Source organism: Candidatus Cloacimonadota bacterium (assembly GCA_020532085.1).
Taxonomy (GTDB): domain Bacteria; phylum Cloacimonadota; class Cloacimonadia; order Cloacimonadales; family Cloacimonadaceae; genus Syntrophosphaera.
In genome coordinates this window covers 1-23,032 of sequence record JAJBAV010000013.1, presented here as the reverse complement: position 1 = coordinate 23,032, position 23,032 = coordinate 1, and the positions used below count along the sequence as shown (strand labels likewise).

Here is a 23,032-nt window from a genome sequence, read left to right as displayed (position 1 = left end):
TTGGTCTGTTCAGCCGGGGTAACGCTCAAGGTTTTTGATCGCGGGTTCATAGTTGGGAGCGGTTTTTAGCAGTTCTCGCCAGATCGCCTGGGCGGCAGAAACGTTGCCCAGCCCGGCTTCGCAGGCAGCCAGATTGTTGCGCACATTGAGGTCGTCCGGACGCTCGGCGGCCAGCCAGGCAAGCAGTTCCTTCGCCGGAGCCAGTTCCTTGTCGGCCAGATACAGCGCGGAGAGCGCGAAACCGGCCGCGAAGTAATGATTGTCCAGGGCCAGGGCGCAGAGCAGATCCTCCCTGGCTTTGTCGAACTGCCTGGCCAGTTGCCAGTAAAGGGCGCGGTAGTAGTAAAGGTCGGCGCAATCGGGATAGAGGGGCAGGTTCTGTTTGATCAGGTCCCAGGCCGCGTCGGCTTCGCCCCGGGCCAGATGCTCAGCCAGGGTGTGAAACAGCTTGTTCTGCCCATAATACAGGTGGGGCCCGCCGTTGAGGTTCTGGCGGATCCTCCAGCGTCCTCCGGCTGAGGTAAGCAAAACCGCCCAGATCGACCTTCCGCCCAGGTCCAGCACCACCATGGCGCTCACGCCGTCATCGGCGGCCCCGGCGTGCAGGATCTCGTAGCGGTCCACCTTTTTCAGCTCGGGAACGGAGGCCACAAGACTGGTGTAGCGTCTGGCCAGGTCGTCATCATCCCGGTCGTTGATGGTGAAAGCGCGCAATTGGTCCCAATCCTGGGCGATCACGGCGTCGAAGAACCCGAAGACCACGGTTTCCGGGGTTTCCGGCTCCTCGAAGTTCTCGTGGGGCAGCTGCAGTTTTTGCAGCAGATAGGCCATGGGGAAGTTGGCCGGGAACTGAAATTTACCCAGCCAGGCCAGCAGGTTGGCTTTGTCTTTGGCCGCGTAGTCGGCCGGACTCAGGCCGTCCAAGGCCGCCAGCGGCTGATAGGCCCAGAGGTCGATGTGGCGTTTGGCGGTGCGGGTGAATTCGGTGTTGGAATCGGCGCGGAATGAGGGAAAGGGGCTGGTTTCGCTTTTCACCGCGCTGTATGGGCATGCGGAGGGGCAGCGCAGGTCGATCCTCAGTTCCAGGCAGCAGGTCCAGCCGATCAGCTTGTCCCGGTTGCGGGGGCATTTGCGCACGCTCCGCTCGGCCTTGCACTTGAAACAACGCTCGCGGTTCAGCAGCATGGTCAGTCCTCCAAAACAGGCGGCAGCTTGCGTTTGAAGGCCGAGGCCGTGATCATGCGGTCCACTTTGTGATACAGCTTGGCAGGGTGGTCCAGGTTTTCCGAGGCTCCCACGTTCACGTCCAGCTCGGTGAGCGCGTAAACGATATCGTCCAGCACGGGATAGGTGAGCCCCAGATCGGCTTCGTCGGACTGCCCGGCCCAGAGATCGGCGGTGGGGGTTTTGTTCACGATCTTGTCTGGAACTCCGATCAATCTGGCCAGGGCCCAAACCTCGGTTTTGTAAAGGTGTCCGATGGGCTCGAACGCGCAGGCGGAATCGCCGAACTGGGTGAAGTAGCCCACCATCAATTCTGTGCGGTTGCTGGTCCCCAGCACCAGGGCATTGTGTTTGGCGCTGAGGTCATAAAGCACGCACATGCGGGTGCGGGCCAGCCAGTTGCCCCTGCGAAGCGGGGTGGCGTCCGGCCCGTAAGTGTCAAAATAGGCGTCGGCCATGGGCGTGATCTCGATCACATGGTGCTCGATCCCCAAAATCCCGGCCAGATGGCTGGCGTCAGCCTGGGAATCCGGATGGCTGCTCTTGTAGGGCAGCAGCGCCGCGATCACGTTTTCCTTGCCCAAGGCTTCCACGGCCAGGGCGGCGCAGACGGCGGAATCGACTCCGCCAGAGAGGCCCAGGACCACTTTGGCAAAGCCCGCGCTTTGCAGGTACGCGCGGATGAAGCCGGTGATCCGGGTCCGTTCCTGTTGCAGGTCCAGTTTACGCAATTTTACCTCCAGATGCCTTATCAGGGCATCGGCATTATTTCTTCGGTTCAAATTTGGTCAAGTACAAAACACGTCCCGCCCCAAGCCCCTTCCAAATCGCCCCTTGTCTGCCTCCCGCAGAGTTCCCGCCTCTCAGGCGGGAACTTAGGGGGAGGCTAATGGGAAGTGAACGGGAAGCGCGATAAGGGCGACTGGGGCGGCAAAATATCGGTTTTCCGCGGGCATCCATCCAATCAGCTGGCCAGCACCGTCCATCAGCGCAGGGGCAGATAGAGGAAAGCGATCCGGAAGGTTCGGCCCGGGTTTGGGAGGTTGCTGAAATTCCCGGATTTCGAGTTGAACGCATTACTCAGGCTGGCGGTGAGGTTCAGATCGGCCCGCAGGGGCAGGCGCAGCCCGAAACCGAGGTCAAAGACGGCGGGCAGCGGCTGATCGAACTCGTCGCGGCGCCAGTACTGCTGGGCGAGAGTGGCCAGGAAACCGAGCTCGCCAAAGCCGTGCCGCGCTTCGGTGCGCGCGCTGAGGATGGGGGAGAAGGGCTTGCGGCGCCAGTTGTCATCCTGCAGGTATTCCAGATTCAGCTTCAGGTCTTGGTCGATCTCCCAGCCCCAAAACTGCAGGCTCAGTTCCGCCCCCAGCCGATAGCTGAGGATGTCGGTCTGGCGCAGCCAGGTTTGCCCCAAAACGTCGCGAACGTAGAGCTGGGGCTGATTGTAGTCGAAGCGAAGGTTCTGCTTGAAACCCAGCAAATAGAAGAGGCCGTCCTCGTTGTTGAAAGCCTGCCAGCCGCTCAGGGAAAGGTTCAGGGGCGTCATCACCACACGTTCCCGGTCGGGTAGAACCGTCCAGGGGTATTGCTCCCGGAGACGCTGGAAACCAAGATTGTGAAATTCGCTGCGGTTGCTGGCCTCCAGATATCTGCCCCGGCCCAGGTGAACCCGCTTGTGAAAGTCGAGGGCCGGCAATACGTGGATGAAATCAGTCATCAGCCCCAGCTTGAGTTCGGGCAGCTGAGCTTGCAGCCAGGGCGCGTGATATTGGGCGGAAAGGCCGAAAGCTGTGTCCTGCAGTACCAGCCGGTTGGTGAATTGGAGGTTTTGCCGCTGAAGGCGGTGGGAATGCCTGAGGCCCAGGGCGAAATCCGAACTTGCGGCCCCGGACAGGTTTTGCTGCCCGCTTTCCAGTGCCAAACCGGTGCGCAGATCGGAGAAGCTGAAGCCGGCCAGCTCGGCTCCGGCATGGTGGTTGGCAAGGCTGTAAGAGAGGGCTTCGGAAGAAAAATTCCAAGCCCTGGCCTGCTGCCAGGACAGCAGATGGTTGAGGCGCCACTGGGGGTCGAAATTGGTTTGCAGGCCGGCGTTGAGGGTTCCCCGGGTGAAGTTTGCCCCGGGTACCCAGAGATCGGCGTCCAGCCGGAGCAAGGGGATCAGCGGAGATGCCGGATAAAAGGACGCGGCAAGCTTGGTCTCGAAATCGGTGCCGGTGCTCAGTTCCAGATGAAACGGCCGGATGGTTCCCCGGGGCGGGGCAGCCTGTTTGTGCCTGAGGGAAAAAACCGGCGGGATCCGCGGCGGGATGCTGTCAGGCGGATTATCCCCGGGGAAAAGGAGGGGCTTTTTGACCAGCGGGGCTTTGACCGCAGCATCGGAACGGATCTCCACGGAGGGAAGTTCCTGAGGCTGGGCCACAAGAGGCGCGCAGGCCAGCAACACGGCTGCAAGCATGGATGGAAGGTACTTACGCATCAACCCCTACCTGCCGTCATTCAGCAGGCTCTCGATCTGGGTGACCTGCTGCCCGCTGAGCAGATGGCGGTACTCGATCAGGGCCAGCCGCGCTTCCTGCAGCTCGCCCAGTTTGGCCAGGCTGACGATGTAGTAATAACAAGCCTCGGCATGGATCTCGGGGAAATCCATGTACAGCAACCGGATCCTTTGGAATCCGCGGCGGGCGGATTGAAAATCGCCCTCTTCAAGGCTGATCCTGCCCAGCCAGGTTTCCGCGACCGCCCTGATCCAGGGGTTGGTTTGGCTGTCCAGCAGGGAATCCGCCAGGGTCCGGGCTTCCATGAACCGGCTGTTGTGGAAGAAGTAGCCAACGCGCCGCAAGAGGGTTTGGGGATGGTCGGCCTGGAATTCGCGGCCGTTCTCCCAGATCTGCTCAAACTCCAGCCAGCCGTTGGCGGCGGAAAGTTCCACCATCCGCAGCCAGAGGTCTGCGTCCGGGCTGATGGCGTAGGCGCGTTGATAACGCTCCAAGGCCAGTTCCGGGCTGCCATTCAGTTCCGCGAGCTCCGCCCAGCTAACCAACACCCCGCGGCTGGGATCCTCCGCCTGGATGCGCGTGGCCAGGCTGTCCGCTTCTTCCAGCCGGTTAAGCTGGATAAGTGACTGCAGCAGCAACTGGTCAAACTCGTTTTGCCGCTGGCGGGGCAGCTCGAGGCTGGAGCGGAACCGCGAGGCCTCCAGCAGCAGCTCTTCCCAGAGTTCGGCGTCGGCATAGAGCTTCACCAGGATGTATTCCAGCTCGAATTTGATGTAGTCGCTGTTGAAGCTGTCGATCATTGCATAGATCTCGTCGATATGCTCATCGCCATTCAGTTTTCGGGAGCTGGTTTCGATGCCGGTGAAGACCTCCGCCAAAAGGGGCCTGTCCTCGTCTTCCACATAGGTGTTGCCGGTGAAGCGGCGGAGGATGTTCAGCCAGTCGGCAAGGGATTCGGAATAGCGGCCGAGGTTGAAATTGGTGTTGGCGATGTCGGCCAGGACGTTCAGAAAACGGTCAGATCCGGGAAATTCGTCCAGCCAGCGGTCGTACAGCTCGAGGGCCCGCACCCAGTTTCTGCCGGCGGCGGCGGCTTTGGCGGCCTGGTAGAGGTAGATGTCGGCGTTGAGGCTGTCGCGGCTTAGCTCCACAAAGAGTTCCGAAGCCTCGGAATAGCGTTTCAGGTAGAACAGGGTGTAGGCTTGGTAAGATATTGCTTCCGTCTTCTGAGCTGGAGTGGCGGCAAGGTTTCCAGCCTGGGTGAAAGTGTCCAGGGCGGCGGTAAAATCCTTTTGGCTGAAACTGATCCCCGCCTGCAGCAGCGCGGCTTCGAAATCGGTGGAGGGATCCAGGCCGGAGGCGAGGATGTGGCTGGCCTCGGCGTAGTTGTCCTGATAGTAATAGGTCTGGGCCAGGCGCAGCCTGAGGCCGGGGAAATCCGCTCCACTGGCGGCCAGGCTTTGGTAGAGCTCCTCGGCTGCGGAATACTCCGAAGCCATGAAATGAAGTTCCGCCAGAGCGAAGCGGGCTTCAGCAGCCCAGGCGGAACCGGGATGCTCCCGCAGCAACTTATCATAGTTAAGCCGGGCCAGGCGGGCGGCGTCGGGCAAAACCTGGCTCCTGGCCATGAAAAAGAGCGCCAGATCGCGGTAGCTGCCATCCGGATACTTGTTCAGATAACGGTTGCAGGCATCGGCGCAGAGTTCCGGCTGGCCAATTTCATAATAACAGCGGGCGGCAAGGATCTGGGCGCGCTCCGCCGTAGGGTGGTCCAGGCGGTAATTGGTGGCCTCGATGAAGTTCTGGAGGGCGCCCAGATGGTCTCCCTCGGCCATTTTGAACTCCGCCAGCCAATAATGGGTGTCCCCGCGCCGGAAACGGGGATCTTCCATGAAGCTTTCCAGTTGCGAGATGGCTGAGGCGGGATCTGTCATCCTCAGGATCTTCAAACGTTCCAGATAGGCCTGCACGGCCAAATCCCCTTCCGGGGAATGCAGCAGGGTTTTGAACAGGGAATCGGACCGGGACAAGTAACCGTTCCTCTGCATCAGCAGAGCGCGATAATAGGTGGCCAGGTCTGAAGGCGCTGCCTGCAGTTCCAGCCAGGTTTTGTCGTTCGGAGACTCTCCCAGTTCCAGGGCTTTGCGCGTCCTCAGCAAAGCGAGCACCGGCGCGGCGGCCGCAAGGCTGTCCAAGGTCGCGGCGTGGCCTTCGAATTCGGCGTAGCGGCCATCTGAAAGCAACTGGTCCAGCCAGGCGCCGTGAAACTGGAGGTAGTCGTGCGCGCCGATGGAAAGCGTGTCCAGAATCGCCGTGACTTGGTCTTCGCGCTCCAGGGCCAGCAAGGTCTGGAAATAATCGAAGCGGACCTCAGCGCCGTTGTAGGCCAGCGCTTTCTGATATTCCTCTGCGGCGGAGAACCACAGCTCCTGCAGGGCTTTGGTGCGGCCCCGCCAAACATTCACCTGGTAGAGGTACCAGGGATGCACCGCCGCGCGCTCCAGCTCGTCAAGAAGTTTCAGGCACCGGGTGTGATCGCCGCGGTAGTAGCTGGTGATGGCGTAGTTGAGCTGAATGTCGGCCCATATGTCCGGATGGAGGTCCTGTTGGAGCAGGTCCGCGTAGATGAGGCCGCTGAGGTCATATTCTCCGCGCTTGAGGGCGATGTTGCCCTGCAGATAGCGGATGTACTGGCCGTAGCTGGAATCCGGATAGCGGTTGCTGAAAGCCTCGAGTTCCGCGGACACCTCGTCCAGATAGGCATCGCCGCTGTAATAGAGTTCCACGATGTAGGCAAAGTCATCGTCTTCACGCACCGGCTGGGCCTGCAAAGCTGCGCCCAGCAGCATCAGGACGATCAAAATGAGGCTCAAACGCGTCAGGGAGGATGTTCCTGCCGGGCGAGGCCGGGAAGATGTAGGTTGGCACATAATATCTGGTTTGTCCCGCTTATTTGAAGGGTAGGATGATGAACACGGAGGTTCCTTCGTTTTCCTTGCTCTTGATCACGATCTGGCCTCCATGCAGTTCGGCTATGCGCCTGGCGATGGAAAGCCCCAGGCCCAGGCCGCTGCTGCGATATTCCACGATTCCGCTCTTGTGAGCGTAGATCGCGTTCAGCTCGTAAAACTTGCGGAATACTTCATTGATAAGATGTTTGGGCATGCCCATGCCGTTGTCCGTTACAAAGATCACCAGGCTTTCCTTGTTGTCGATCTTTTCCTGCACGAAGGCGGAACGGCGGGCTCCGATGGTGATCAGTCCGGCTTCCCGGGTGAAGCGCACGGCGTTGAGCACGATGTTGTACACCATGCGGTGGAGGTCTGTCCAATTGGATTGGAGCGGCGGCAGGCCTGATTCGATCTCCAGCCTGATGTGCATCCTGCGTTCACGGGAGAGGATCTCCACCTGCTGGTGGATGAGCTCCAGAACGTCGGAAACCTGCAGGGGTGATTTGTCCAGCTTCTTCGCCAGGTTGTAGTGGTTCATGGTCTGGATGTCGGAGGAAGTCAGGTTCAGCTTGTTGAGGGCCGCCTCCAACTCCGAGAAGATCTGGCGGCGCTGTTTGTCATCCAGGTTCGCGCTGCGCTTCAGCTTGGTGAGGGCCCCCTGCATCATGAAGATGGGGGTGTTCAGTTCATGGGTCACGATGCCGATGAATTCGTCCTTGAGTTGCTCCAGGTTGTTCAGTTCGGCGCTCTTGCGCATCAGGCTGGAATACTGCAGCACATTCTTCACGGCATTGGCGAAGAGGTTCATCAGCAGCAGCATGATGTCCTCGTTCAGATACATGTCGCGGGTGCTGTCGCCCACGTTGTCCAGATAGATGTAGCCGGTGTAATCCTCAGCCAATTTCAGGGGGCTGCAGAAGATGGTTTGGATGGCGTAGTCGTGCACGCTCACGGAATCCTCGAAGCTTTTATCCAGTTTGGCGTTGTACACCGATACGGTTTTCTGCCTGCCCTGGCAAAGGTTGAGAGCGGTTTTGCTCACTCCGAAGGCGGTGCTGAGGATCTGTCCGTTTTGGTCCAGCTGCACCTGGAAGATGTTGTTGCCGTCGGTGTCTTTCTTGATCAGGAAGCCGCGGGTGGCGCCGGTCAGGTCGATGGCCGCGGACACGAGCGCCGTCTCCAGCTCGCTCAGGTCCAGTAGTCCCATCAGTTCATGCGAGATCTCGATCAGGCGGTTCATCTTTTCCATGCGCAGGTTGATCTCCTGATAGTCCCAGGTGCGGACCAGCATGGCGGCAAGGTGGGATTTCACGTTTTTCAGCAAAGCCTGTTCGCCAGGGGTGAATTCCAGTTCCCCGGCGTCGCTGAGAACCAGGTAGCCGATCACTTTGCTGCCGGAAAGCAGGGGCAGGATGGCGATGTGTTTTTCCTCATGCGCGAAGGTCACGAGATTGTCAGTTTGGATGGCTTTTTCGATGCAGGGCAGGAAAGCGGGGGGCAGAATGGCTTCGGGATCGGCGTTGTAGCTGTGGAAATTGTAATAGCTGCCCAGTTTTTCCGACCACACCAACAGCATGAACTGCCAAGGGGCGATGATCTGGCTGATGCCTTTCTCGATCAGGAATTTCACCCTCTGCAGGCTGTTCACGTTGGAGATGTCGAACAGCATGTCGTTCCAGCGGCTGCGGGTGTCCTTGCGGCGTGAGGCGATGGGCACCACTTTGTATTTCGCGATGTCCTGAAGACCGTGTTGTTTCACTTCCAGATAGTTGTCCCGGTCATCGGCGCTGATGTCCTTGGTGATGGTTTCCAGATATTTGCGGTAGGCGGCGAATTCCTCTTCGGCTGTGCTGAGGGAGCCGAGTTCCACCAGCAGCTGGATCTTCAGCTGCTGCAGTTCCTCCACCAAATGATAGTATTTCAGGCCGCGGCACAGTTCCAGCTGGCGGTTGATTTCGCGCAGAACCTCCCGCAGGGGGATGGCGGGATCGGCCAGCCGCAGTTTCAGTTCCAGCAGGTCCAGGCTTCGCTCCCAGTAGCGGTATTGGTTTTCCTGGATGGCCGGCCGTGCTTTGGCGATCAGGTCCGCCGCCCGGGAAGTGTCGCCCAGGCCGTAGTGGCAGGTGGCCTGAAGCACGTTGAAAACCGCCATCGCGTAGTGGTTGTTGATCTCCCCGGCAAATTGCAGGGCCAGCTTCAGTTCGTTCAAGGCAGTTGCGAAATCCTGCTCCATCATCGCCAGCAGGCTGAGGATATTGTGGTAAAACTCCTGTTCCTGGATCTGGATATAGTCGATGTGGGCGTTTTTGCGGATCAGCCGGCGCAGCTTTTTGGGGTTGGACATCTCGCTGAGGTAGTAAAAATAGGTTTTCACCAGCGGATTGATCTCGGGAACGATGCCGTCGATCAGTTTGGGCTCGTGTTCGCTGATGAATTTGAAGTAGTGGCCGAAATCGCTGATCTTGCTTTTAGCCAGGGCCAGATTGCGCTCGATGGACACCAAGTATCTGTCCGCCCCGATCCGGGTGATGAGTTCACGCGCATCCAGCAGTTTGGCTTCCGCCTCCTCAAAGCGGCCCATCTTGATCATCGCCTCACCCTGGTTGAGCAGGGCGCGCCCTTCCGAAAGCAGGTTCTGGCGGTCTTTGGCAAAGATCTGCGCCTGCTGCGCGTGGTTCAGGCCCAGGATGGTGAAACCCTGCTTCAGGTTGAGGTCGGCAAGGTTGTTGTGGATCCAGCCCAAGTGGCGGCGGATGTTGAAGGAATTCCAGATGTTCAGGGCAGTGTTGAAATGCTCATCGGCCTCGGCCACGTTCTTCTGGATGCTGTAGATCTCCCCAAGCGTGTTGTGCAGCGAGGCAAGCTCGATCATGGCATCCGGGTCCTGGCTGGGGACAAGTTCCGCCAAAAATTGCTCCAGCCCTCTGGCGGCGCCGTCAAAATCCCGATCGCGTCCCGCGTAGGCCGCCATCAGGGTGGCCGCCTTGATCTGGAAAGCCTGCGACACCTCATCCAGGGCAATGCCGTCAAGGCATTTCTTCACCCGAGCCGGGTCCGTGCGGGCGTATATCTGCGCCTGGTAAAGCTTGGCCATGGACTTCTGGCAGGCGCCGGCGGATAGTTTTTCCGCTTTCTCAAAGTTTTTGAGCGCGCTTTTGCGGTCACCTTGGAAGAGGATCAGTGTGCCCAGCACGGAGTATTTCTCAAAACATTCTGGAATGGCAGCCTGGTGCGCGAAGACAAACTCCGCTTCGGTGGTGCAGCCCGTGAATTCGATCATGCGGTGGAATTTCCCCAGATCGTCCACCAACTCTTCCAGCGGCAGTTCCAGCTCTCCTCCCAGATCTATCCTCAGCACCTCCGCCATGGCATCGTAGGCTTCCTGCTGGCGGTGTTCCTCGCAGTGCAGCAGATGCAGCTGCAGCAGGTAACGCCGCTCGGAGACAAGGTCCCGGGCTATCCGCGCGTTGCTGATGATGCCCGTACAGGTTTGGGGGTCGGTCACGTTCTGCCTGTTGTAATATTTCAACACGCGCCGTGAGACCAAGTCCCGCATCCGCGGCTGGCAGCGGTCGTAGAGGTAGGTTTTGGCTTCGGCGAAAGTGAAATGGTAGTGATTTTCCCGTTTGAGCAGGATCTCGTTGTATTTGGCCTCATTGAGCAGGTCGTATATCTCTTCATCCTTCACCTTGCAGATATAGCGGATCAATTCCCGGGAGATGGGTGTCTGCACAATGGCCAGCTTCTGCAGCTGTTTCCTGCTGGCCAGGCTGAGGTGTTCCACACGGCTGATCACTGATTGGAGCAGGCGCGTGGGAATGGTGTAGTCGTCTAGGCCATCCGGAAAGCGGTATGCGCCGTCGAAGCGGATCTTGCCCAGCAGGGTGAGGTTGATCATGATCTCGCGGATCAGGAAGGGATTGCCCGCGGAGCGGTGGTGGATCAGCTGGCAGAAGCCATCCGGAACGTCGCCGTTCACCAGCTTGCGGATGTAGGCCGCGGATTCTTCCGGTGTGAACATTGGAACGTTGATCAGAACCGTGTTTTTGATCTGCCGCAGCTGGTTGAAGTCCGTGCAACTCATCACGATCATGATCCGGTTGGTCACCACGGTGTTGGAAAAGAAATTGAGAAACTCCAGGGAATGGCGGTGCAGATGCTGGATGTTGCGCACGATGAAGATCACCGGCTTGGTTTCGGCCAGCTCGGTGAGCAGGGCTTTGGCAAACTCGAAATCGGCCCGCAGGTCCTCTTCGCTGGGGGTAACGCCCATGGCCGCCTGCTCGGACATGAACAGATAGCGCCGCATCTTTTCGGAGATGCTTTGCAGCGCGCTGTTGGCCGCGATCTCCTGCTCCGAAAGTGAACGCAGATACTCCTTGATCAAGGCGAAAAATGCCTCATGCTCATTTCTGGTGCAGGTGTAGTCGAAGATGAAGTAGCCACCCCGCAGGATGTGGTAGCGAAACAGGGAAAGGATGTTATCCTTGCCCATGCCCTCTCCCGCGATCAGCGAGATGATCTTGCCGTTGGCCGCCTCCACTTGCGGCAGGTAGGCCAGCAAATCGTTCACGATCCGCTCCTGCACCAAATAGCTGTTAAATTGCATGGAATTCACCAGCGACCAAGATACGGCAAATTTATACTGCCTGTCCGTGGTGCGGTTGATGTATTTGATGATCTCTTCGCTTTGGTGGGGACGGCTGTCCGGATTGCGGTCCAGCAGCTCGATGCAGAGGTTTTGCAGGGGAAGCGGGATGTTTGGGTTCAGGTCCACCGGATAGACCGGCGAGAAATACTGGCGGCTGCTGCTGCGCATGGCGTTGATTTGGTCCAGCGTGAAGGGAAAACTGCCGGTCAGCAGCCTGTAGATGATCACTCCCAGGGAATAGAAGTCGCTGGCGTAGCCCGCCCCCTTGCCAGTGTAGATCTCCGGAGCGATGTAGGGCAGGGTACCGGACACATATTGAGTGTCCTGGTCCAGTTCTAGACGGGAAAACCCATAGTCTATCAGCTTGACCTCTATGCCGTTAAGTGTCTTTTTATAAAGTATGTTCTCAGGCTTGAGATCCTTATGCATTATATTCTGGGTATGCAGAGCGTTCAAAGCGTAACAGATCTGCACGATGATGTCATAGAGGTCCCTGGCCCGGGCTTTGCTGAAACGGAAGTTGTTAAGCGTGGCCCCGTCGAAGTATTCGCCCACGAAGTAGATATGATCGCCCACATGGCCGAAATCGACCACCCGGGTGAGGTTGGGGTGCACGATCTTGGTGATGTGGTGCATATCGGCAGCCCGGAATTGCTTGTACAGGTCCTCGGAGGACAGATACTGGAACAGTTTGAGCGTGTAGGTGTTGTCCGTGCGGACGTCGCGCACCTTGTACACGTTCGCCCAGGATCCAGTGCCCAGGCTCTCCAGAACCTCGTAGCGGTGGTCTATGTACATCATTGAACTCCCGAAATGAATGGTTTTACCCTAATTTCACAGCGGCAGAGCTTGTCAACTGAAACTTGCCTTGTCCGGTAGGCATGGGGTTGAAGAGGTTGAACCCAACGCCCTTTTCGGCTTGAGGCGTGCTTCAAGGCTGGATCTATCCCGCCTGGTTCCCCGGAGGCCTGGTCTGGCCCTGTTTGCGCCAGCGCCGGTGCAGCCAGAGCCACTGCTCGGGATGGCGCCGAATGTAGCTTTCGGTTACGGCATTCAGCTCTTTCAGGATCAAAGCCTGGTTTTCCCGGTTGTCCTCCAGTTCCGGATGGAAGATCATGGGTTCAAAGCAGATGCGGAATCCGCCTGCCGGGGTGCGGAGCGGATAGGCCGGCACGATGGGGACTTTGTAGCGCAGCGAGATCTTGGCCGCGCCTTTCCAGTGCTGGGCCGGGTGTCCCAGAAAATCCAGTGTGAGCCCCTCCGGGCCGGCGTTCTGGTCGGTGAGGATGGCCACCATCATGTTTTCGCGCAGGTGAGCCAGCAGCGCTTTCATCCCGTGCCGCTGGTCGATCAGGCGCACTCCCTGCCGGGTGCGCAGAGCGCTGTTGTAGTTATCGAACAGCGGATTGTGCTGTTTCTGCACCACCACGGCCAGGGGGATGCCGAAGAGCGGCAGGGTCCGTGCCGCCTCCCAGTTGCCCAGATGGGCTGTGGCCAGGATGGCGCCCCGTTTCAGCGCCAGCGCTGCCACCGCGTGCTCTTTGCCGCTGAGGCTGGTGGAGGCGATCAGCTTTGGTTCCGGCAGCAGATAGAGTTCCGCGGCGGCGAGCCCCAGATTCACATAGACCTTTTTCAGCAGTTGTTTGCGCTGTCCAAGAGGCATGGCAGGATACACCATTTGGAGGTTTTCATCCGCCACTTCGCGCCTGATCCCCAGTCCGTATCCGATCCAGAGGAACAGCCGCGTGATGAGCCAGCGTCCCCAACGATAGGGGAGTAGCCGCAGTTTGAACAAAGCGAACCGGAAGAGCAGATACTCTGTCCGGTTCACGAAGTTATTGCGTTTCAAACCGTTTTGGGCTCAGACTCAGCCTCGCAGCAGCTCCAGCTTTTTCTCCAGCACCGGTTTGGGTACGGCGCCGATGGAATTGTCCTTCAATTCTCCGTTTACAAAGAACAGCAGGGTGGGAATGCTCATCACGCCATGGCGCGATGCCAGCTGAGGGTGCTCATCCACGTTCAGTTTGCCAAAGGTGATGTCCGGGTGCGCGACAGCCAGCTCTTCGATCGTTGGGGCGATCATGCGGCAAGGACCGCACCAGGCTGCCCAAAAATCCACCACCACAATGCCTTCCTTGGTCACTGTGTCGAAATTTGTATCATTCAACTCTATCAACATGTTTACTCCTGTCAAATTGATTTAAAGACATAATAACCCTGTCGGGCAAACGCGCAAGTGAGATGCCCTGACCGGTGCTCTCAACTTGGATACAGGGAGGCACAGAGACGCGAAGAGAGGGGGCAGGCGTGGCAAAGGGAAAGGGCGTGACACAAGCTGGCGTCGAGGAACGAGCATCGACGCCAGCAAACCATCCCCGTTTGCGAAGCTTCGCAAAAGCTTGTCTTTTGGTTCCGAAAGGCCTCCGGGCATTGGCTGACGGGGGCGTCTGCCTCTTTCTTTGACTGCTATAGTCGATGCTCGTTCCTCGCTCGACTCCAGCTTCACCTCACGCTAAATTAGCACTCTCACAAGATAACTGCCAATTTCCCTTGACAATTTTCCCGCTCCGCTTATTCTATCCTTAAACAGAACAACTGACCAAGGAGAGTTTCATGCCAGACCACAAAGACAAAACCACACCAGAACTGCCAGAGGAAGAAAAAACAACTGCCAGGCAGGAAGATAAGAAAGAAACCAAACAGGCGGCAAAAGCGGCCAAAAAAGCCGAAAAGGGCAGCCTCAGCATCCACACCGAAAACATCTTTCCTATCATCAAGAAATGGCTCTATTCCCAGCATGACATCTTTCTGCGCGAACTGGTCTCCAACGCCGTGGACGCTATCAACAAACGCAAATACGCCGATCCGGACTTCATGGCGGAGGACATGAAGATCAGCGTGAAGCTGGACCCCAAAAAGAACACCATCGAAATCTCGGATACCGGCATCGGCATGACTGAGGAGGAGATTCGCAAATACATCAACCAGATCGCTTTCTCCGGCGCGGAAGAGTTCGTGAACAATTTCAAGGATGTTCAGGGCAACATCATCGGCCACTTTGGCCTGGGCTTCTATTCCAGTTTCATGGTGGCGGATAAGGTGACCATCGATTCCCTATCCTGGGTTTCCGGCAGCCAGGCCGCCGGCTGGGAATGCGACGGCAGCACCGAATATGAGATGAAAGCGGGCAAACGCAAGGAGGTTGGCACCACCGTGACCATCCACCTGAACGAGGACTCCAAAAACTACTCCGAGGAAACCAAGATCCGTGAAATCCTGGAAAAATACTGCAATTTCATGCCCTGGCCCATCCTGTTCAAGGACGAGCAGGTGAACCAGAAGGAAGCCCTTTGGAACCGCAAGCCCAAAGACGTTACTGATGATGAATACAAGGAGTTTTACCACCAGGTATTCCACGATCACCGCGATCCCGTCTTCTGGATCCATCTCAACGCCGATTTCCCCGTCAACCTCCGCGGCATCCTTTATTTCCCGAAGCTCCGCAAGGACCCAGAATTCTTCAAGGGCGAGGTGAAACTCTTCTGCAACAATGTGTTCGTGGCCGACAACCTCGAGGATCTCATCCCCGATTTCCTTCTTCTGCTCAAAGGCGGCATAGACATCCCGGACATTCCCCTCAACGTTTCGCGCAGCTTTTTGCAGAACGACGCCCAAGTACGCCAAATCAGCAAATACATCGTGAAAAAGGTGGCTGACCGTTTTGGCGAAACCTTTGCTGCGGACCGCAAGAAATATGAGGAATACTGGGAGGACATAGACACCTTCATCAAATACGGCCTCATCCGCGACGAGGATTTCTTTGCCGCCATGAAAGACAGGGTGATCTTCAAATCCGCCTCCGGCGACTATGTGACCCTGGAGGAATACCAGGCCAGAAACAAATCCGAAGGCGACAAAACCCGCGTTTGGTACGCCGCTGGGGAGGACACCCAGATCAGCTACCTGGGCCTGATGAAAGAACAGGGCATCGAGGTGGTCTATCAAACTTCGCCGCTGGACACCCACCTCTACCAGCAGCTGGAAAGCCAGCTCGGCAAGGTGGAATTCATCCGGGTCGACAGTGAGGTCAACGACTTGCTGGTGGATACCGACGGAAAAGAGCTGGTGGACAGGGAAGGCCGCGCTGGATCGGACAAATTGCAGGAGATCTTTTACCGCGCCCTGGGCCAGCCGGTGGAGGCTTCCTTCAGCCAGGAAAGCTACGCCGAATTCCTGAAAAAACACCCCACCGCCGTCACCGCCCTCAATCCCTGGCTGGTCCAAAACGGCGACCGCACCGTGATCAGGCCTTACGACATCCCCTTCGCCGTGCGCGAAGAACTTGGCGAGGCAACCCTCAAAGACCTGTTCAGCCACGTTTACACCCCCCTGAAGGTCGAGGTGAAAAGCCTCAAATCGCCTCACATCCCCTCCATGATCGTCTTCAACGAGTTCATGCGCCGCTGGCACGACATGGAACTCGTTAGCCGCCAGGCTGATTCCGCCCTGCTCAAAGACCATACCCTGGTGGTGAACCGGGCCAACCCCATCATCCAAAAGATCCTGGAGCTCGACGCCTCCGGCAATAAGGAAGAGGTGAATACCCTCTGCACCTATCTCCACGACCTCTCCCTGCTTGAACAGCGCGCTTTCAGCGGCGACGAACTCAAGTCCTTCATCGCCCGCGCCAACCAGATCCTGAACTATCTCTAAGCGGAAACTGGCCTCAAGCTGGGGATCTCACAACCAACCAACCGATTGTTCAAGATAAATGAAAGGCCCGCCATCACAGCGGGCCGGTTTTATATCTGACGAAACGGGTTTATTTCTTTACGAGTCCGTGCTGCAGGATGTCGTTCAAGCCGGCGAGCAGGGGATCGATATCCAGCTCCTTGCCGTGAATGAGCCACTGCAGATACATCAGTTCCTGTGACCCCACCACGATGTAGGCCAGGGCCCTGGCGTCAACGTTGCGGATCAGGCCTTTTTTCACGGCGTTCTGGAACACCCTGGTGTAATACTCCAGATAGTAGTTGAGGGGGTTGTAAGTGGGGTTGCGTTTGTAGAAACCCTCGCTCTGGCGCAGCTCGATGAGCAGGAGCCGGGCGATGTGGGGTTTGCTTTTCAGCAGGGCAAAATGCTCGGTGAAAAAATAGTGGATCTGTTTGAGGGGATCGGCCAGCTTTTGGCTTTCCGCCTCGATGGTGTGGATCTCTTCCTCCACCATTTTTTGGATGCAAAGCTGCAGCATTTCGTCCTTGTTTTTGAAGTAGTTGTACAGGGTGCCGATGCCTACCTTGGCATGGATGGCAACGTCCGACATGGTGCATTTAACGTAGCCCTTCTGGGCAAAGATCTTCTGGGCCGAGCTCAGTATCAGGGCCTTGTAGTCGGTGGGCAACACCGTTTTTTTCCGGGGCTTGGGATACAGTTGGAGCATTCTATTCCTCGCAATCTTTTTTATGCTATCACAATAATGTCAGGATCAACAAAGGCGATGATATTGTCAAGCGATTTTCAAAGCGAATGCCCAAGCTATTGCCGCGCAGAGGTTTGAAAAAGACCAAATCCCGCTCCGTTGGGCATCATGCAAAAATATTCGAGTGAGATTTCGCTGGAGTTTACGCGGAATGATAATGCCCGTGGATCTGTCGGGCCAGCTTTCCGCCGATGCCCTTCACCTTCATCAGCTCTTCGGGGCTGGCGGCCTTGATGGCTTCCACGGAGCCCAGCTCTTTGAGCAGCAGGAATTTGGTCTGCTCGCCCACGCCGGGGATGTCCTCCAGTTCGCTCAGCAGGGTGCGTTTGGAGCGGCGGGAGCGGTGAAAGTTGATGGCGAAGCGGTGGGCTTCGTCGCGGATGGAGGTGAGCAGCCGCAGGGAAGAAGAGGAGCGGGGCAGGATGATGGATTCGGGGCGGCCGGGCAGATAGACTTCCTCGGCGCGTTTGGCCAGCGAGATGATGGGGACGTCCGGATGCGCGGAGGCGTCCAAAACCTCTTTGCAGGCAGCAAGCTGGCCTTTGCCGCCGTCGATGATGAGCAGGTCCGGCAGCATGGAGGGATCCTTGGCGGTCTCGTTCAGGAAGCGGGTGAGGGTTTCCTGGAGGGCGGCATAATCGTTTTGGGAGTCAACCTGGCGGATGATGAAGTGGCGGTAGGATTTCTTTTTGGCCCTGCCGTTTTCGAAGAACACGGCTGAGGACACCGTATCCGTGCCTTGGATGGTGGAGATGTCCATGCAGACCATCTTGCGTGGCAATCTGGGCAGGGCGAGTTTTTCCTTGAGTTCCTGGATGGGAAAGACAGTGCGGTTCGCGCGGCGGATGTGGGCGAGTTTGCGCTCTTCGATAAGCTGGAATGCGTTGCGCTTGGCCATGGCCAGCAGCCGGCTCTTCTCCCCGCGCTGGGGCAGGCTCAGTTTTCCGCCCAGCCAGGAGTTCAGCTCTTCGAATTCCGCCGGTTCCTGCGGCAGCAAAATCTCGTCCGGTAGTTCATCCCGGCTGGTGTAATAGAGCTTGATGAAGGCGGCCAAAGCCTCTTCCGGAGCGTCGTTTTCCACATTTGCGAGGGGATAGTCCTCGCGGTTGACCACCATGCCGCTCATGATCCTCAGCACCACGCCAACGGCCAGTTTTTCCTCTTGGTAAAAGCCGATCACATCTGTGTTGCGGGCGTCCGGGGAATACACGACCTGGCGTTTCTGGATGCGTTCGATGGCGATGATGCGGTCGCGCGTGCGGGCGGCCTGTTCAAATTTGAGCTCCCCGGCCAGCTCGTTCATTTCGGCGCGCAGCTCATCCAGCACTTCCTGGTGTTTGCCGTCGAAAAAGCTCATCTGGCGTTTCACCACGCGCAGGTACTCGGCCCGCGTAACAGCTCCGATGCAGGGAGCCGGGCATTTGCCCAACTGGTGGTTGATGCAGGCCTGTTTGAAGCGCACCTGGTCGGCAGGGATCACCCGTGAACAGGTGCGGATGGGAAAGATCCACTCGAAATTGCGCAGGGTCATGCGCAGGGATTTGGCGTCGGTGAAGGGCCCGAAATAGCGGGAGCCGTCCTGCACCAACTCGCGGGTTACCATGATGCGGGGGAAGGGTTCCGCGAGGGTGATCTTCACGAAGGGATAGCGTTTGTCGTCCTTCAGCAGGATGTTGTATTTGGGCTGGTGGCGGCGGATGAGGTTTGCTTCCAGGATGAAGGCGTCGTGCTCCGAAAGGGTGATGATGTAGTCCAGGTCGGTGATGTGGCGCAGGAGCTGCTCGGTCTTGGCATCCTTGGGTGAGTTGTTCAGATAGCTTTTGATGCGGCTTTCCAGCAGGCGGGCCTTGCCCACGTAGATCACCTCGCCGGCGGCGTTTTTCCAGATGTAGATGCCTGGCTGCTGGGGCAGGAGGTGGAGTTTCTGCGCTATTTGCGGCGGAATCTGTTCCATAGGCGGTCCCGCGCCTGGGCCAGGAAATCCAGCTTCAGCAGCAGGCCGAAGCCGTAGAAGAAGAGCAGCGAGGCCGTTCCCAGCAAGCCCAGCTTGAACAGCTGGGGCCAGAATCCCCGCGGCTGGTAAAAGTGGTTGGCCACAAGCAGCAAAGCCAGCATCAGCGCGCAAATGCCCAGGGTCTTCAGCAGATTGGGCAGGATCCCCGCGAAGCTGATCTGGGGCATTTTTTTGCGGATGAGGTGATATTGGATGCCGAAATTGGCCATCGCGGTGAGGGAGGTGGCGAAGGCCAGCCCACGATGCTGCAGGAACTGCATCAGGATGAAGTTCAGCACGATGTTCAGGGCCACCATGGCGGCGGCGATCCGCATGGGGGTGCGGGTGTCCTTGTTGGCGTAAAAGAGCGGGGTGAGGGTTTGGTTGAAGCTGAAAAAGATGAGGCCGAGGCTGTAGAAGATGAGGGCCTGCTGGGTCCAGAGGCTGGCCTTGGCGTCGAAGGCCCCGCGTTGGAACACCACCTGCACGAGGTCGCCGCCCAATGCGATGATCAGCGTGGTGATCGGCAGCATCAGGTAGATGAGGTTCACCGCCGCCACGCGCAGGTTTTGGGAAAGCTCCGGCCATTCGCCCTTGGTTACCTGCCTGGAAAAAGTGGGCAGCAACACCATGCCGGTGGAAACGGCGAACATACCCAGGGGAAATTGGAAGAGGCGGTAGCCGTATTCCAGCGCGGAAATGCTGCCCACGGCCAAGAACGAGGCCATGAGGCTATCGGCCACCAGGTTGATCTCGCGGATGCCCACACCGATCAGCGAGGGCAGAAAGCGGGTCCACATCGTTTTCAGGGCCTCGCCGCCAAAGCGCACGAAGAGTTTGAAGGGATACCCGAACTGTTTGAGGTAGGGAAAGTTGATGACCGTCTGCAAAAAACCGCCGCCAAACACACCCCAGGCAGCCCAGCGGACCAGCTCTTCGCCCTCGAGCTTGAAAACGAAGCGGGGGATCACCATGCTCAGGATCATGCCCAGGTTCAGCAGCGCGGAGGAGAGGCCGGTCATAAAAAAGCGTTCGTGGGAATTGAGGATGGCGATCATGGTGGAGGAAAGTCCGATCCAGAACAGATAGGGAAACATGATGCGGGTGAGCAGCACGGCCAGTTTGTAGGTTTGGGGCGCCAGCCCGGGGTAGAGCAGCTTCACGATCCAGGGCGCGAAGACGATCCCGATCACGGTGAGCGTGAGCAAAAACGATGAGAGGATGCCCAGCACCTGCAGCGCGAAGTTGATCTGGGTCTTGCGGTCCTCTTTGATGCCGATCTCGTTGTAGATGGGCACAAAGGACGCCGATAGCGCGCCCTCCCCAAACAGCGAACGCAGCAGGTTCGGGATCTTGTAGCCCACCACGAAGGCGTCGTTGAGAAAGGTGGTGCCAAAACAGAAGGCCATCAATTGGTCGCGGATCAGCCCCATGATCCTGCTCAGGAAGATGGCGAAGGACATCACGCTGATGTTACGCACCAGTTTGTTGTCGCTCATGTCAGGCCCGTAGCAGCTGTTTCCACTGGAAGTAGAGGTTGAGCATCACCAGCTGCAGATTGGCGTTGCCGCGCAGTTTGCGGATATGATCCTCCATCAGCAGCACAAAGTTGATCACCCGGTCCGTGAGATCGGCGGGGTCCACCAGCTCCAGTTGTTGCCTCGCGGAGCGCAGGAAATCCCTCTTGTCCACGTTCACCACCTCGTCGGGGGAGTCCTCCACCAGGTTCAGGTCTCCGGCGAACAGGCTGCTGTAGCGCAGGATCTCGATCGCGTTTTCCGCCGTGTATTTGCGCGACTGCCCCTGCAGCGAGCGGAAATGGGCGAGGTCCTTGCCCGCGGCGGCCAGCTCCAGGATCTCGAAGGCCCGTTCGCGCAGTTCCGAGGACTCGTTTTGGGCAAAGTGGATGGCGCGCTTCACGCTGCCGTCGGCGATGTGGGAGGCGGTGCGGGCGAGCTCCTGGGAGACGTTGAAGCGGTCGCGCAGGATGCCTTCGATCACGCGCGGGGTCACAGGCTGAAAGCGCACCGGCTGGCAGCGGGAAACCACTGTGGGCAGCAGTTGGGAAGGGTTGTTGGTGATCAGGATGATCACTGTGGCCGGCGGCGGCTCTTCCAGGGTTTTGAGGAAGGCGTTGGAGGTGGGGATGTTCATCTGGTCGGCGTCTTCGATGATGCACACGCGGTGGGAGGCCTCATAGGCGGAGAGGCTGAGGCGTTTGATCAGCCAGTTGACGCTTTCCACGCGGATCATGATGTTGGAGCTGAACTGGTAGTCCTCCCAGGGGGTGTCGATCTTGCCGCGGACGTAGCCTTCGTATTCCTTTTTGTATTCCGTCTTGGTGATCTCGCCGTCCAGATTGAGGCCCAGATTGGGGGTGGGGAAGACGTAGAGCAGGTCGGGATGGTCCAGCGCCAGGAATTTGCGGCAGGAGGAGCATACCCCGCAGGGGCGGAATTCACTCTTGGAAAGGCAGTTCAGCGCCATGCCAAAGTAGAGGGCGGTGGTGAATTTGCCCACGCCGTCGCTGCCGTGGAAAAGATAGGCTTGGGCGATCCGGTCGTTGTCCATGGCCAGCTTCAGGATCTGCAGAGCGCTGGACTGGCCTTTGATTTCGCGGAACATCTATTTTTGGCTGTCGCCTTTGCCGGTGGCGCGGGCAAAGGTTTCCTTCACCCGGGGGCTGGCGAATTCCTCCGCCAGGATGTCGTAGATCAAAACGTCGTGATAGGTGCCGGCCTTGAAGATGAACTTGCGGCGCCGGCCCACGTATTTGAAGCCAACCTTCTCGTAACAGCTGATGGCGCGCTGGTTGAAGTCGTAAACCTCCAGGCTGACGTTGTTCAGGTTGATGTTGTTGAAAGCGTGGTCCAGGATGAGCTGGGTGGCCTCCGTGCCGATGCCTTTGTTCCAGCAGGCCTTGTCGCCGATGAAGATGCCGAAATTAGCATGGCGGTGCACCTGGTCAACGTTTACCAGCCCGCAGATCCCGATCGCCTCGTCCGATGCCTTGTCCACAATGGCGAAGGACACATTGTTCCGCCTGATCTGGCTGAGGATCTCGCGCTCCCTGTCCAGGTCCAGGACGTCCGTGGAAAACAGCATGAACAGGCCCATCTCCATGTCGTTCACCCATTCGGTGAAGCGCTCCGTGTCGTCCAGCGAGATCGGCGACAGGTAACATTTTTCGCCCACCAGTTTCCTAAAATATTTCATTCTTGTCTCCCGCTCCCCGCAGCGCGGGGCCGCATCATCACTAGTTTTAGCTGAAAAGGAATAACATTTGCGCGGGGCCTATCTGTCAAGCTAAATCCGCATTTTCCGCTTCCGGAGTGGTTTGGGAGGCTCCCCACAGAGCGCTGGGTACCACCCAAACACGCTGTAAAACATCACTGATGAGTTGCACCGATCCAACATACCTTTTCTTTGATCCCGTTTAAACCTTGCTTTCGTCCCATCATTCCTTTCGTCCTTTTCATCCCTGTTCCATCTCCATTCAAATTGCCCACGGAAGCCTCCCGCATATAGCGTGGGGATCATTCGGGGGCGATGCGGGGCATATTGTCACACTGGTAAACATAGCCTCATAAACGTGTGTATGAGAAAACCGGGGCATGCGAAAGAAAAATGGGAAAAACGCCACACTGGGACTTCCTCGAGTGAGTGTGAAGCCTGATGGAATGGCAGGCGATATTCTGCCAGGAGGACGACATTGGCTACCGAAACAGAGTGGCGCCAAGGTAAGCGCTGAACCCAGTGCTTTCCGATATAGACATAAGCTGATAGAAAAGGGAGGGGCTGCCACTGCAGCCCCTTTTCCTTAACGTGCAAATTTCCCTTCCTCGGCCACCTCAATCCTGTTTAATCAATTTATCAGTTTATCAATTCCTTTCCACGGCCCCCAGGGACAGGTCCTGCAGGCAGAAATTGACAATACCTGGACGTAAGAACATATATAACATATATATATCTATATAACTACTAATACCTACTATATTAGTATATATTATATCTATATAGTATATATATCTATATCTTAGCTATCCTGCGTCCTGGCCCTGGAGGGGGAGAGTGGCAGGGGGCCGTGGAAAGGAATTGATAAACTGATAAATTGATTAAAGGTGGTTTTCTTTAGGTTGGAGTTCAAGCCGGCATCCACGTTTTCATCACCTGCTGAAGCTGCCCGGCCGTCTTGGACTTCAACGGGGTTGGGGGGGGGGGGGGGGGGATGGCGCGGTT

13 protein-coding genes are annotated in these 23,032 nt (G+C 57.6%); 1 reads left to right on the top strand and 12 read right to left on the bottom strand.

Annotation, left to right across the window (positions count from 1 at the left end; all coding sequences use genetic code 11):
* Nucleotides 1-9: 9 nt before the first annotated feature.
* The 7 genes from LHW45_04890 to trxA form a co-directional block, all read right to left on the bottom strand.
* On the bottom strand, nucleotides 10-1,185 hold the full coding sequence (locus tag LHW45_04890; protein MCB5284911.1) for a hypothetical protein: 1,176 nt from the start codon (nucleotides 1,183-1,185) through the stop codon (nucleotides 10-12).
* 2 nt (nucleotides 1,186-1,187) lie between these two features.
* Nucleotides 1,188-1,955, bottom strand: a complete 768-nt coding sequence (locus LHW45_04885; protein MCB5284910.1) for an NAD+ synthase — start codon at nucleotides 1,953-1,955, stop codon at nucleotides 1,188-1,190.
* Between the two features lie 254 nt (nucleotides 1,956-2,209).
* Nucleotides 2,210-3,700 (bottom strand): hypothetical protein, encoded by a 1,491-nt coding sequence (locus LHW45_04880; GenBank protein ID MCB5284909.1) that lies wholly within the window; start codon nucleotides 3,698-3,700, stop codon nucleotides 2,210-2,212.
* 6 nt (nucleotides 3,701-3,706) lie between these two features.
* Nucleotides 3,707-6,580 carry a tetratricopeptide repeat protein gene (locus LHW45_04875; GenBank protein ID MCB5284908.1) on the bottom strand — a complete coding sequence of 958 codons (2,874 nt, stop codon included), beginning with the start codon at nucleotides 6,578-6,580 and terminating at the stop codon, nucleotides 3,707-3,709.
* A gap of 88 nt (nucleotides 6,581-6,668) precedes the next feature.
* On the bottom strand, nucleotides 6,669-12,122 hold the full coding sequence (locus LHW45_04870; GenBank protein ID MCB5284907.1) for a protein kinase: 5,454 nt from the start codon (nucleotides 12,120-12,122) through the stop codon (nucleotides 6,669-6,671).
* A 142-nt stretch (nucleotides 12,123-12,264) separates the two neighbouring features.
* Complete coding sequence (locus LHW45_04865) at nucleotides 12,265-13,170, bottom strand: lysophospholipid acyltransferase family protein (protein ID MCB5284906.1); 906 nt, start codon at nucleotides 13,168-13,170, stop codon at nucleotides 12,265-12,267.
* Nucleotides 13,171-13,188: 18 nt separating this feature from the next.
* A complete protein-coding gene (trxA, locus tag LHW45_04860) occupies nucleotides 13,189-13,500 on the bottom strand; it encodes a thioredoxin (GenBank protein ID MCB5284905.1) in 312 nt (103 codons plus the stop codon).
* A 434-nt stretch (nucleotides 13,501-13,934) separates the two neighbouring features.
* On the opposite strand from trxA, the gene htpG reads away from it, so the two are divergent.
* The gene (gene htpG, locus LHW45_04855) at nucleotides 13,935-16,034 is read left to right on the top strand and encodes a molecular chaperone HtpG (protein MCB5284904.1); all 2,100 of its coding nucleotides are present in this window, start codon (nucleotides 13,935-13,937) and stop codon (nucleotides 16,032-16,034) included.
* A 109-nt stretch (nucleotides 16,035-16,143) separates the two neighbouring features.
* Here htpG and LHW45_04850 read toward each other — a convergent pair whose 3' ends face one another.
* From LHW45_04850 to LHW45_04830, 5 genes are all read right to left on the bottom strand, one after another.
* The gene (locus tag LHW45_04850; GenBank protein ID MCB5284903.1) at nucleotides 16,144-16,761 is read right to left on the bottom strand and encodes a TetR/AcrR family transcriptional regulator; all 618 of its coding nucleotides are present in this window, start codon (nucleotides 16,759-16,761) and stop codon (nucleotides 16,144-16,146) included.
* 181 nt (nucleotides 16,762-16,942) lie between these two features.
* Nucleotides 16,943-18,754: an excinuclease ABC subunit UvrC gene (uvrC, locus tag LHW45_04845; GenBank protein MCB5284902.1), complete on the bottom strand. Its 1,812-nt coding sequence runs from the start codon at nucleotides 18,752-18,754 to the stop codon at nucleotides 16,943-16,945.
* A complete protein-coding gene (gene murJ, locus LHW45_04840; protein ID MCB5284901.1) occupies nucleotides 18,730-20,292 on the bottom strand; it encodes a murein biosynthesis integral membrane protein MurJ in 1,563 nt (520 codons plus the stop codon). The genes uvrC and murJ overlap by 25 nt, the downstream gene beginning before the upstream one ends.
* A 1-nt stretch (nucleotide 20,293) precedes the next feature.
* Nucleotides 20,294-21,418 (bottom strand): DNA polymerase III subunit delta', encoded by a 1,125-nt coding sequence (locus LHW45_04835; protein ID MCB5284900.1) that lies wholly within the window; start codon nucleotides 21,416-21,418, stop codon nucleotides 20,294-20,296.
* Complete coding sequence (locus LHW45_04830; protein ID MCB5284899.1) at nucleotides 21,419-22,009, bottom strand: GNAT family N-acetyltransferase; 591 nt, start codon at nucleotides 22,007-22,009, stop codon at nucleotides 21,419-21,421.
* Nucleotides 22,010-23,032: the final 1,023 nt, after the last annotated feature.